This is a genomic window from Pseudomonas sp. GW821-FHT09A09 (assembly GCF_059418405.1).
In genome coordinates this window covers 22,627-34,603 of record NZ_JBWKPU010000024.1, presented here as the reverse complement: position 1 = coordinate 34,603, position 11,977 = coordinate 22,627, and the positions used below count along the sequence as shown (strand labels likewise).

The following is an 11,977-nucleotide window of genomic DNA, read 5'->3' as shown; positions in this document are numbered from 1 at the left end:
TCTCTTATTAGATGCGTTCAATCGCCAGCGCCAGGCCTTGGCCAACGCCCACACACATGGTTGCCAGGCCTTTGCTGCCACCCGTGTTCTCAAGCTGATGCAGGGCCGTCAACACCAGGCGCGCGCCGCTCATGCCCAGCGGGTGACCGAGGGCGATGGCGCCACCGTTCGGGTTGACCTGCGGCGCGTCGTCGGCAATGCCCAGCTCGCGCAACACCGCCAGGCCTTGGCTGGCGAAGGCTTCGTTGAGTTCGATCACGTCAAAATCAGTGACCGCCAAACCCAGGCGCTCCACCAGCTTGCGCACTGCAGGCACCGGGCCGATGCCCATCACCCGTGGCGCCACGCCAGCGCTGGCCATGCCCAGTACCCGGGCGCGGGCGGTCAGGCCGTGTTTCTTGACGGCTTCGGCGGAGGCCAGAATCAGCGCCGCCGCACCGTCGTTCACACCCGAGGCATTGCCGGCGGTCACGGTTTTGTCCGGGCCGTTGACGGGTTTGAGTTTGGCCAGGGCTTCCAGGGTGGTGTCGGCGCGGGGGTGCTCATCGTGCTCCACCACGGTCTCGCCTTTTTTATGGGCGACGCGTACCGGCACGATTTCTTCGGCGAAGAAGCCGGCAGCCTGGGCGGCAGCGGTGCGTTGCTGGCTGCGCAAGGCAAACGCGTCCTGGTCGGCACGGGACACGCCGTAGTCATCGGCCACGTTGTCGGCGGTCTGCGGCATCGCATCCACGCCGTACTGGGCCTTCATTAACGGGTTGATGAAACGCCAGCCGATGGTGGTGTCTTCCAGCTTCATGTCACGCGAAAACGCCGCGCCCGCCTTGCCCATCACAAACGGGGCACGGGACATCGACTCGACACCACCGGCAATCGCCAGCTCCATTTCGCCGCTGGCAATGGCGCGAAACGCCGTGCCAATGGCGTCCATCCCCGAGGCGCACAAGCGGTTGAGGGTTACGCCAGGAATGCTCTCCGGCAGGCCCGCCAGCAACAGCGCCATGCGCGCGACGTTGCGGTTGTCTTCGCCGGCCTGGTTGGCGCAGCCGAGGAACACTTCATCGACCGCGTTCCAGTCCACCGACGGGTTGCGCTCGATCAGTGCCTTGATCGGCAACGCCGCCAGGTCATCGGCGCGCACGGTGGACAGGCCACCGCCAAAACGGCCGATGGGGGTACGAATGGCATCACAGATAAATACGTCGCGCATCAGGCTTCTCCCGGCGCTTGGCCATGGGCGGCGGCGGTGCGGGCTTCGAGGTCACGCAACGCGGTGAGTTCTACTTCGGTCGGTTCGTCGGTGGTGCTCACCTGCGGGGCAAACCGTATCGGCCAGCCCGTAGCGGCAACCACTTGCTCGCGGGTCACGCCTGGGTGCAAGGCGGTGACGACAAATTCATGGGTGCCGGCTTCGGGTTCCATGATGCACAAGTCAGTAATGATGCCGACGGGACCGGCGCCCGGCAGGCCCAGGCGTTTGCGCGAATCGCCGCCTTCGCCGTGGCCCACGGAGGTGATGAAGTCCAGCTTGTCGACAAACGAACGGGCCGACTGCTTGAGGATGATCAACACGCTCTTGGCCGAACCGGCGATCTCCGGCGCGCCACCGGCACCCGGCAGGCGCACTTTGGGCTGGTGATAGTCACCGACCACGGTGGTGTTGATGTTGCCGAAACGGTCGACCTGGGCCGCGCCGAGGAAGCCCACGTCGATGCGTCCGCCTTGCAGCCAGTAGCGGAAGATCTCGCCGGTCGGCACCACGGTGTCGGCGGTTTCTGCCAGTTCGCCGTCACCGATGGACAGCGGCAGTACCGACGGTTTGGCGCCAATCGGGCCGGACTCGTATATCAGCACCACGTCCGGCGACGAGGTCAGGCGCGCCAGGTTGGCCGCCTTGGACGGCAGGCCGATGCCGACAAAGCAGACAGAGCCATTCTTGAGGCGTCGCGCGGCGGCGACGGTCATCATTTCATTGGTGGAGTAAGCCATTACTTGGCCTCCTGCGCGGTGGCCAACTTGGCCTGGAATTCGGTGAAATCGGCAGTGCCATGGATGTATTCGTCGATCCAGGCGGTAAAGGTCCCACGGTCACGGGCAATCGGATCCCACGCCTGGTAGAAGCGGTTATCCCGCTCGTTGTAGCCATGGGCGTAGGACGGGTGCGCGCCACCGGGTACATGGCATACCGCTGTCAGCGCCCAGGTCGGCAGCACGCAGCTGTTCATGGGGGCGTTGAGGTCATCGACGATTTCCTCGACGGTGACGATGCAGCGCTTGGCTGCCAGGGCGGCTTCTTTTTGCACACCGAGGATGCCCCAGAGCAGTACGTTGCCCTTGCGGTCAGCCTTTTGCGCATGGATCACGGTGACATCCGGACGCACCGACGGCACCGCTGCCAGCACTTCGCCGGTGAATGGGCAGGTGACGGTCTTGATCAGCGGGTTGACCTTGGGCAGGTCGGAACCGGCGTAGGCACGCAGCACCGCGAACGGCAGGCCCGACGCCCCGGCCACGTAGGCATTGGCCAGGTCGGCATGGCTGTGTTCTTCGATTTCCAGCGGTTGCGGCCATTGTTTCTCCACCGCGTCACGCAGGCGGTGCAAGGAGCCCACGCCCGGGTTGCCGCCCCAGGAGAAAATCAGCTTCCTGGCGCAACCGGCCCCGATCAACTGGTCGTAGATCAGGTCAGGCGTCATACGCACCAGTGTCAGGTCTTTCTTGCCCTGACGAATGATTTCATGACCCGCTGCTGTGGGGATCAGGTGGGTGAAGCCTTCCAGTGCGACGGTATCGCCGTCGTTCACGAATCGCTTCACCGCGTCGCGCAGCGCAAGAATTTCAGCCATGGGGTTCGGGCTCCCGGTGTGGATCGAAAAAGGCGCTGAGGTGGCGCCGGAGTGCTTGAAGATTAAGCCGGGGAAATGACCCGAACAATCCGATAATCGACGCAGTGTTCGATTATCGAACGGATTGTTGTCTAGCTAATCTTTTGTGCTGACTCGGTCCTCTGTGCGATGCAGGCACCTCGGTCAATCAGGCTTATCGAGGTGATGCCATCGCCGGCAAGCCGGCTCCTACAAAGGCCTATTTCAACAGGGGCGATCATCAGCCTCAGGTAGCGTCGGCGTGGCTGACCATGCCTTTGATCACGACGGCAGTGGTGGCCAGTGCGGCGGGGATGACCAGCGCAGTGAGCACTTGCTCGAAGTTCCAGCCCAGGCCCAGCAAGGTCGCCCCCATCCAGGCGCCGAGGATCGCGCCAAAGCGGCCGATGCCGAGCATCCACGACACGCCAGTGGCACGCCCTTGGGTCGGGTAGAAACGCGCCGCCAGTGACGGCATCGCCGACTGCGCGCCGTTCACACACATCCCCGCAATCAACACCAGGGTCGCCAGCAGCGTGATGTTGCCCAGGCTCTGCCCTACCGCGTAGGCAAACACCCCTGCCAGCAGGTAGAAAGTGCCGATGACCTTGTGAGGGTTGAACCGGTCCATCGCCCAGCCCACACCTACGGCGCTGAGGACCCCGCCAAACTGGAACAGCGCGCCGATGAAGGCCGCCTGCTCCAGGCTGGCGCCGCTGTCACGCATCAGCGTCGGCAGCCAACTGGTCAACAGGTAAACAATCACCAGCCCCATGAAGTAGGTGAGCCACAACAGCAAGGTTCCAGCGCTGTAGGTGCCGGAGAAAATCACCGCGAAGACATTGCGTGCCTTGACGCTCTTCTGTTCGGGAACACTGAAACTGGTGGCCTGCGCCACCACATGGGGCTCGATGGGCGACAGGGTCTTGCGCACTTTGTCGGTGCCACGGTTGCGCACCACCAGGTAGCGCGCCGACTCCGGCAGCCACAGCATCAGGACCACCACCAGGATCAAGGGCAGGATGCCGCCGATCATCAACAACGCGTGCCAGCCGAACGCCGGAATCAGCTTGGCCGAGATAAACCCGCCACCGGCCATGCCCAGGTTGAAGCCGCAGAACATGCTGGTCACCAGCAGCGACTTGTGGCGTTCAGGGGTGTATTCGGAGAGCAGCGTGGTGGCGTTCGGCATGCCTGCCCCGAGGCCCAGCCCGGTGAGGAAGCGCAGCACCAGCAACTGGTCGACATTGGTGCTGTAGGCCGAGGCCAGGCTGAATGCACCGAACACCAGCACCGCACCCACCAGTACCACCTTGCGCCCGAAGCGGTCGGCCAACGGGCCGGAACCCAGTGCGCCGAATACCATGCCGATCAACGCGGCGCTCATCACCGGGCCCAGGCTGGCGCGGTCGATGCCCCAATCCTGGGACAGGGCGGGCGCGATAAAGCCCATGGCGGCCGTATCGAGGCCGTCGAGGAAGACGATCAGGAAACACAGGATGACTACGCGCCACTGATAGCGTGACAGCGGCTGGGCGTTGATAAAGGACTGCACGTCCAGGTTGGTACCGACAGAAGGCTGATTCATTATTCTTATTTCCACACCGATGGGCGGGCCAACGACCTGGGGTCGTCATTATTATTGGGCGGCGCACAGAGCGCTGCCGCACCTTAATAAGCCAGGGGAAACATCGTCAATTCATCGAAACGGGATCTGTGCGGTCACCGCACACTTAGGCAAACAACTGCGCACTCAACTCACGGCTGGCACTGAGCATGCTCGGTAAAAAACGCTGTTCCAGCTCGCTGCGGCTGACCCGTGCCGCGTGGGTGCTGACGTTGAGCGCAGCCAGCACCTGGCCGGATGCGTCATACACCGGCACGGCGATGGAGCGCAGGCCCTGCTCCAGTTCCTGGTCGACGATGCACCAGCCCTGCTGACGCACCTGTTGCAGGCATTCGAGCAAGGCGTCCGGGGTGGTGAGGGTGCGGCTGGTCTTGGTTTGCAGGTCGGCGTGGTCGAGGTAGTCACGCAGCGAGGCGTCATCCAGCGCCGCCAGCAGGATGCGGCCCATGGAGGTGCAATACGCCGGCAGCCGCCCGCCCACCGACAGGTCCACGGAAATCAGGCGCTGGGTCGTCGCTGAACGGGCAATGTAGAGGATGTCATCGCCTTCCAGGGTCGCCATGTTGCAGGCTTCGTGGAGCTGCTCGCTCATGCGGTCCAGGTAGGGTTGGGCCGACACCGCCAAGGGTGTCGAGGATAAATAGGCATGGCCCAGGGTCAGCACCTTGGGCAGCAGCGAGTAGGTACGCCCGTCGGTGGTGGCGTAGCCGAGTTTGATCAAGGTGTGCAGGCAACGGCGCACGGCGGCGCGGGGGATTTCCGTGCGGTGGCTGATCTGGGCGATGGTCAGGTGGCGCTTGCGCTCCTGGAAGGCCTGCACCACCGCCAGGCCACGGGCCAACGAGGTCATGAAATCCGGATCGCCGGTAAACGCCTGGATGCGCTTGGCCGGCGAGGCCACGATCGGCGGCGCCACTGACGCGAAGGAGTTGCGCAATTGATCGTTCATTTCAAGGGTCCTTTCTCTTGTTTTCAACCGCTGGGAGGGTTGGCCGCTATTACAAGCCGCGCCGCTTGGGATGCACAAGGCGGGGCCGGCAAGATTGGGCGATTATCGGACGATCATTCGATTATCGCAATTTGGCCGACCCGCGCCGGCGACGGGCAGATAGGCCAAGTTGGGGCGTTACCCAATAACGCGATAAAAAGCGCGCATACCGTGGTAGTTAGAACGTGTGGGGAATTTATGACGCCAGAATTGTGCAACTACTGACGCAGCCATGTAACAAAACGCTCACACAACGCTGGCACCTTTTAACTTCATGGAGATAGTGTTATTCAAACACGCCGCTATAATGCAACCTGTGCAGAGGTCAGCCCGGTATCATAATCGGGATCGGAGCTCGCCGGACGATGCAGGCTATGTGCATCACCGACCACAAGTACCGGCTTAAAAGAAATCACGTTCGGCAGCCTTTCAAACTTGAACCGCTCAATCGTTCAACTTGAAACACCCCGAGGGCGACTTTCAGGCAAGACGCTGCACGGTAATTAAACTCAACTCAATTAGGTAACACTGTGACGAAAGATGAACTGCGCGCGGAACTTGAGCGCCAGGAGCAACGTTACAAGGACGTTTACGGCGGGGAAGTCACCACCTACGCCGCCCAGCCTGAACCTGAGCGCAAGCCATGGCGCAAACGAGCCAGCCTGTTGGATCAGGCATTTGCCCAGGAAATCCAAAAGATTGAACAGGAGCTCAAAGCCGAAGAGCCATAAGCGCTTCGATTCGAGCCTCCAGGGTTTGCTGTCTCTGCCGGTCCACCGCCGGCGGAGGGCACCTCGCTTACACCTGATTATTCAATATCCTGCTGCCGGCAGCGAAATTTCATACAAATGTTTCACGCAGGCCATTTGCCTGGCAAAACCCCACCTTTTCAGCCCCGTGCTTTAAAAATCAAAGACTTGCCAAAGCCCCGAAAACCCTGGGATGCGCCTCTTTTCGGCGTACCTTTGGGTCGAGAAATGTTACCGATGAGCAGCTAATGCATCGATTACTGAGGTTTTCTGGCATAATCGCGCCCCCTTACGACCGGGTCAGAAAACCTTCATGATCGATTTATTCAGCGGACTGGATGCTTGGGTTCTAGTGAGCCTGTTGCTCGCCCTGGCCTTTGTCCTCGCCTTCGAGTTCATCAATGGCTTTCATGACACCGCTAACGCGGTGGCCACAGTCATCTATACCAAAGCCATGCCGCCGCACCTGGCCGTGTTCTTCTCCGGGGTGTTCAACTTCCTCGGCGTGTTGCTCGGCGGTGTGGGCGTCGCCTACGCCATCGTGCACTTGCTGCCGGTGGAGTTGCTGATCAATGTGAACACTGGCCACGGCCTGGCCATGGTCTTCTCTTTATTGGCAGCCGCGATCACCTGGAACCTGGGCACCTGGTACTTCGGTATCCCGGCGTCCAGCTCCCACACCCTGATCGGCTCGATCCTCGGTGTCGGCCTGGCCAACGCCTTGATCAACGACATCCCCCTGGCGGACGGTGTGAACTGGCAGAAAGCGATCGATATCGGCGCTTCCCTGGTGTTCTCGCCGATGGCCGGTTTCCTGGTCGCAGCTCTGGTGCTGATCGGCCTGAAATGGTGGCGCCCACTGTCGAAGATGCACAAGACCCCGGACCAGCGCCGCAAGCTCGACGACAAGAAACACCCGCCGTTCTGGAACCGCCTGGTGCTGGTGATTTCCGCCATGGCCGTGAGCTTCGTGCACGGCTCCAACGATGGCCAGAAAGGCATCGGCCTGATCATGCTGGTGCTCATCGGTATCGTGCCGGCGCAGTTCGTGCTCGACCTGGGCAGCACCACCTACCAGATCGAACGCACCCGTGATGCCACCGTGCACCTGAGCCAGTTCTACCAGCGCAACAATGCCACCCTCGGCGAGTTCCTGGCCCTGGGCAAGAGCGTGAAGAACGACCTGCCAGGCAAGTTCCAGTGCAACCCGCAGCAGACCGAGCCGACCATCAGCGCGCTGATGGAGACCCTCAAAGGTGTGTCCGACTATCACTCGCTGACCGCCGAGCACCGCATTGAAGTGCGTCGCTACCTGCTCTGCCTGGACGACACCGCGAAGAAAGTCGGCAAGCTGCCGGGCCTGGATGCGCGTGAGAAGTCCGACCTGGACAAGCTGCGCAAAGACCTGACCGCCACCACCGAGTACGCGCCGTTCTGGGTGATCCTGGCCGTTGCACTGGCCCTGGGCCTGGGCACCATGGTCGGCTGGAAACGCGTGGTACTGACCATCGGTGAGAAGATCGGCAAGCAGGGCATGACCTACGCCCAGGGCATGTCGGCACAAATCACCACCGCCAGCATGATCGGCCTAGCCAACATCTTCAGCCTGCCGGTGTCGACCACTCACGTGCTGTCGTCCGGTGTGGCCGGCACCATGGTTGCCAACAAGAGCGGCCTGCAAGGTGGCACCGTCAAGACCATCCTGATGGCCTGGGTGTTGACCCTGCCCGCCACGGTTGGCCTGTCGGCCGGTTTGTTCTGGCTGGCGTCGAAGGCGCTGGGCAGTTGATCGTTTCCCGGTAATGAAAAAAGGTGCGAACCGCGAGGTTCGTACCTTTTTTTATGGCTGCCCGTTAACCGTTTTTACCTGTTCAACCCAAACTTGTAGGAGCCGGCTTGCCGGCGATGGCGCCCTAACCATCACCGCAACTTTCAAGATCGCTATCGCCGGCAAGCCGGCTCCTACAGTGGGACAGCGTTATTCCTGGCACAAAAAAAAGGGCGACCGAAGTCGCCCAAAATGCCTTGCGTGCTCATGTAACCTGGAAAGAACTAAGGTTTTTTCCGCTTGTTCGCGTCTTTCCAGATAAAAATTCCAAACCCTACAAAAAACAGCACCATGAGGCTGACTGTCAGCACTCCGGCGAATACCACATTATCGATAAACATGACCGGCCTCCCGTGCTTGCCCTGTTGCGATAGGGCTAAGTTAATGGAGAAGGCACTTGGGAAAATTGACGGGGATCAATGTCGCCCGCAACGGGGCGTAAAGAAGGGCAATAACTGACCTGCATCAATAGATGCAGGGCGTTTCAACGCTTTTTCGGTTTGTTCTTTGGTTTTTTCTTAACTTTGCCGAGGGGCATCGCCTGTTCAAACGCCTGGCGCACTTCATTCAGGCGCTTATCGTTGAGGTCATGAACCCGCTTGGCGCGTTCGGCATTCAGGTCGATCAGCTTGTCGTCATCACTCATGGCTTGGCTTACGTCGTGGCGGGAATGGCCCAATAATGCGGCCTCCTCTTCTCGACGGCAAATCAGCGGGCGACAAAAGGCGGGCCATCGCACAAAATCGGCCTATCTCCCCGGCTCAAGAGGCACATTCAGGTGGCACTGCACAAGGACCTTCCCCCGCTGCTGGCCCTGCGCGCGTTCGAAGCCGTGGCGCGGCACTTGAGCTTTATCAAGGCGGCGAACGAGTTGTCAGTGACCCAGAGTGCCCTGAGCCATCAGGTGCAAAAACTGGAACAGCACCTGGGCAAAGCGCTGTTTATCCGACGCACCCGTGCGATCGATCTGACCACCGACGGCCAACACTACTACGACGAAATCCGCCCTGCCCTCGATGCCATCGCCGCCGCCACCCGCGCCCAGAAAACAGCCCCCAGCAGCACCGTGCTGCGCGTCGGCTTGCTCGCATCCTTTGCCACCCTGTGGCTGGCCCCACGCCTGGCCGTGTTTCTCAACCGCTACCCGCATATCCAGGTGGAGTTGCTGCCGGCGATTCAACTGGCAGACGTCGCGGCAGCCGAGGTCGACCTGGCGATTCGCTACGGCAAGGGCGACTGGCCCGACGTGCAGGCCACACGACTGATGCCCGAAGTGATCTCCCCGGTGTGCAGCCCGGCGTTCAAGGCCAGCCACCTGCGCAACGGCCCGCTGTTGATGGCCACCTCGCACCGCCCGTTTGAATGGACAGACTGGTCCGCCCATTATCAAGTCGACCTGGAGCGCCACCCCCGCGTGATGCTGCATGACTACAACATCGTGGTCGAAGCCGCCGTGGCCGGCCAAGGCATCGCCATGGGCCGACATCGCTTGATCGAGCGCAGGCTCCAGGACGGCAGTTTGGTCGAGGCATTCGACTGGCCGCCCTACCACAGTGAAATCGGCTACTGGCTGATCGCCCCGCAAGGCCCGTCCAGCGAAGCGGCGGCCTGCTTCGGCGCATGGTTGAAGGAAGCCTGCAGCGACGTGTGAGTTATTTCGATACGTCAGGTGAGATCTATCCGTTTGTCGCCCATCGGTGCAGCCAACATGCTGGAACCTCTCAACCCAGGAGGATTCACCATGAGCAACTCCATCCGCGAACGCGTACAAGCCCTCGGCCTGACCCTGCCCACGCCCGGCCAGCCGATCGCCAACTACATCAACTACGTGGTCAGCGGGAATCAGCTGTTCGTTTCCGGGCAGATTCCGCTGGTCGAGGGTAACCCGGCCTACGTCGGCCGCCTGGGCGAATCCCTCAGCGATGAAGAAGGCGCCCAGGCCGCAGAGTTGGCCGCATTGGGCCTGCTGGGGCAATTGAGCCACGCCTTGGGCGATGACCTCACGCGTCTTGTGCGCACCGTGCGCCTGGGCGTCTTCATCGCCAGCAGCGGCGACTTCCAGCGTCAGAGCGTGGTCGCCAATGGCGCTTCGAACCTGGTGGTCAACGCCCTGGGCGACAAGGGCCGTCATGTGCGCACCGCCGTGGGGGTGTCCAGCCTGCCGGCCGGTGTTGCCGTGGAGGTGGACGGGATTTTCGAGTTGCTGCCGTGAGCCCGCTGGAAGTCCAACACCTGCGCGACGACACGCCCGGCTGCCAATCCGGCATCGTGCATTTCAACCACGCCGGTGCGTCCCTGCCGAGCCAGGCAACCCTCGACGCCATCATCGACCAACTGCAACGCGAAGCCCGCGACGGCCCGATGGAAGCCGGTGAACATGGCGCCGTGCTGGTGGAAAAAGCCCGCCGCGCAGCCGGGCAATTGCTCAACGCGCCAGCGTCCTCGATTGCCTTCACCAGCAGCGGCTCGACCGCCTGGAGCATGGCGTTCCAGGCCTTGGGCCCGTGGCAACCTGGCGACCGCATTCTGGTGGGTCGCCATGAATGGGGCGGCAACCTGGCGAGCATGCAGGTGGCATTGCAAGCCGGCGCGCGGGTGGAGGTGATCCCCTGCGATGAGACTGGCGCGGTGTGCCCACAGGCGCTGGAAACCATGATCGACGCGCGCGTAAAGCTGATCGACCTGACCTGGCTGCCGGCCAACGGCGGCCTGATCAACCCGGCCCAGGCCATTGGCGAAGTGGCCCGGCGCCACGGCATCGCCTACTTCATCGACGCCGGCCAGGCCGTCGGCCAGTTGCCGGTGGATGTACAAGCCTTGCACTGCGATGTGCTCAAGTCGGCCGGTCGCAAACACCTGCGCGGGCCACGCGGTACGGCGCTGTTGTATGTGCGGCCGGATTTTCTCCCGCGCATGAACCCGGCCCAGCGTGATGTGCTCTCGGCGCCTTGGACCGAGGAAGGTTTCGACCTGCGCGACGACGCCCGACGCTTTGAAACCAGCGAAGCCTCCTACGCCCTGCTGGCCGGATTGGGCAATGCGTTACAGGAAGCCAATCGACTGGGGGTGGAGCGGACGTGGGAAAGGGTTTTGCAAATCAGTGGGCACTTTCGCGAAGCGTTGCGTGAGATGCCAGGGATTTCCCTGCATGACCTGGGCACGCAGCATTCAGGGCTGATCGCCTTCAACCTGGACGGCTGGGACGCCTTTGAACTCAAGCGAAGATTGGGGCTCAAGCGCATCAACATTGGCGCCAACGGTGTGGCCTACACCCCGCTGGACATGCAGGCGCGCGGCCTTGAGAGTATTGCGCGGATTTCGGTGAGCCCGCTCAACACCGAGCACGATGTCGAATTACTGATGGCGGCGCTGCGAGAACTGCGCAGCTAGATCTCGATGTCCACCCACAACCCCTGGCGCGGCGCATCTTCAATCAGCGGCACCACCGGCACGGTGTTGTCGGCGTTGAGCACATCGCCGGGGATTGCCAGGTGCGCCTCGGGGTCTTCATCGGCCTCACGCCGGCGTTTCTGCTGCTCTTGCTGGCGGCGTTGCTCTTCGCGCAGCAGAAAGGTCGACTGCTCGGCATCGCCCTTTTTCAGGTCGATCGTGCTTTCGTTGGAGCCCGCCTGGACTGGCACCACGGGCGGGATATCCGGCTTCTGGCGGACCGGATCGAGTTGTGACGTGACCGGCACAACGCTGACGGGCAGCATGGGTGGCAGCATAAGGTTTGTTCTCCTGATCAACAGGCTGTCGGCGGGTTGCAGGGTGACTTGAGCACAGGCTTGCCAACCTGTGACTCAGTCGACACTTGCAAGTGCCCGCCACCCGTCGATTCGACTCCCGATCCTCCCCCCAAACAGAGTAGTTTTTGCCAGAGTCCTTTGGATGAGGGCCTTGTTCCGTTAAGATAGTCGG

At 61.9% G+C, this 11,977-nt stretch carries 13 protein-coding genes; 5 read left to right on the top strand and 8 right to left on the bottom strand.

Features of this window, described 5'->3' with window-relative positions; genetic code table 11:
* Positions 1-7: 7 nt before the first annotated feature.
* The 5 genes from pcaF to pcaR all read right to left on the bottom strand — a co-directional run bounded on the left by pcaF (position 8) and on the right by pcaR (position 5,440).
* Positions 8-1,213: a 3-oxoadipyl-CoA thiolase gene (gene pcaF, locus AC07OV_RS20265; RefSeq protein WP_494997692.1), complete on the bottom strand. Its 1,206-nt coding sequence runs from the start codon at positions 1,211-1,213 to the stop codon at positions 8-10.
* Complete coding sequence (locus AC07OV_RS20260; RefSeq protein WP_494997628.1) at positions 1,210-1,989, bottom strand: CoA-transferase subunit beta; 780 nt, start codon at positions 1,987-1,989, stop codon at positions 1,210-1,212. Before AC07OV_RS20260 ends, pcaF begins: the two co-directional genes overlap by 4 nt.
* Positions 1,989-2,846, bottom strand: a complete 858-nt coding sequence (locus AC07OV_RS20255) for a CoA transferase subunit A (RefSeq protein WP_494997627.1) — start codon at positions 2,844-2,846, stop codon at positions 1,989-1,991. The genes AC07OV_RS20260 and AC07OV_RS20255 overlap by 1 nt, the downstream gene beginning before the upstream one ends.
* A gap of 265 nt (positions 2,847-3,111) precedes the next feature.
* Positions 3,112-4,452 (bottom strand): 4-hydroxybenzoate transporter PcaK, encoded by a 1,341-nt coding sequence (pcaK, locus tag AC07OV_RS20250; RefSeq protein WP_494997626.1) that lies wholly within the window; start codon positions 4,450-4,452, stop codon positions 3,112-3,114.
* Between the two features lie 145 nt (positions 4,453-4,597).
* Positions 4,598-5,440, bottom strand: a complete 843-nt coding sequence (gene pcaR, locus AC07OV_RS20245) for a pca regulon transcriptional regulator PcaR (protein ID WP_176994765.1) — start codon at positions 5,438-5,440, stop codon at positions 4,598-4,600.
* Positions 5,441-6,009: 569 nt separating this feature from the next.
* Here pcaR and AC07OV_RS20240 point away from each other — a divergent pair.
* Positions 6,010-6,210 (top strand): hypothetical protein, encoded by a 201-nt coding sequence (locus AC07OV_RS20240; RefSeq protein ID WP_003172389.1) that lies wholly within the window; start codon positions 6,010-6,012, stop codon positions 6,208-6,210.
* 331 nt (positions 6,211-6,541) lie between these two features.
* On the top strand, positions 6,542-8,017 hold the full coding sequence (locus tag AC07OV_RS20235; protein WP_176994764.1) for an inorganic phosphate transporter: 1,476 nt from the start codon (positions 6,542-6,544) through the stop codon (positions 8,015-8,017).
* Positions 8,018-8,280: 263 nt separating this feature from the next.
* Here AC07OV_RS20235 and ccoM read toward each other — a convergent pair whose 3' ends face one another.
* Entirely contained in the window at positions 8,281-8,397 is a 117-nt protein-coding gene (ccoM, locus tag AC07OV_RS20230) for a cytochrome c oxidase subunit CcoM (RefSeq protein ID WP_003172387.1), read from the bottom strand.
* Between the two features lie 143 nt (positions 8,398-8,540).
* Positions 8,541-8,735 carry a hypothetical protein gene (locus AC07OV_RS20225; protein WP_494997693.1) on the bottom strand — a complete coding sequence of 65 codons (195 nt, stop codon included), beginning with the start codon at positions 8,733-8,735 and terminating at the stop codon, positions 8,541-8,543.
* Between the two features lie 99 nt (positions 8,736-8,834).
* On the opposite strand from AC07OV_RS20225, the gene AC07OV_RS20220 reads away from it, so the two are divergent.
* The 3 genes from AC07OV_RS20220 to AC07OV_RS20210 all read left to right on the top strand — a co-directional run bounded on the left by AC07OV_RS20220 (position 8,835) and on the right by AC07OV_RS20210 (position 11,446).
* The gene (locus AC07OV_RS20220) at positions 8,835-9,707 is read left to right on the top strand and encodes a LysR substrate-binding domain-containing protein (RefSeq protein WP_176994763.1); all 873 of its coding nucleotides are present in this window, start codon (positions 8,835-8,837) and stop codon (positions 9,705-9,707) included.
* 90 nt (positions 9,708-9,797) lie between these two features.
* Entirely contained in the window at positions 9,798-10,268 is a 471-nt protein-coding gene (locus tag AC07OV_RS20215; RefSeq protein ID WP_494997625.1) for a RidA family protein, read from the top strand.
* On the top strand, positions 10,265-11,446 hold the full coding sequence (locus AC07OV_RS20210; protein ID WP_494997624.1) for an aminotransferase class V-fold PLP-dependent enzyme: 1,182 nt from the start codon (positions 10,265-10,267) through the stop codon (positions 11,444-11,446). Before AC07OV_RS20215 ends, AC07OV_RS20210 begins: the two co-directional genes overlap by 4 nt.
* On the opposite strand, the gene AC07OV_RS20205 is transcribed toward AC07OV_RS20210, so the two are convergent.
* Positions 11,443-11,784: an aspartate-semialdehyde dehydrogenase gene (locus AC07OV_RS20205; RefSeq protein ID WP_176994760.1), complete on the bottom strand. Its 342-nt coding sequence runs from the start codon at positions 11,782-11,784 to the stop codon at positions 11,443-11,445. The genes AC07OV_RS20210 and AC07OV_RS20205 overlap by 4 nt on opposite strands.
* Between the last annotated feature and the right edge of the window lie 193 nt (positions 11,785-11,977).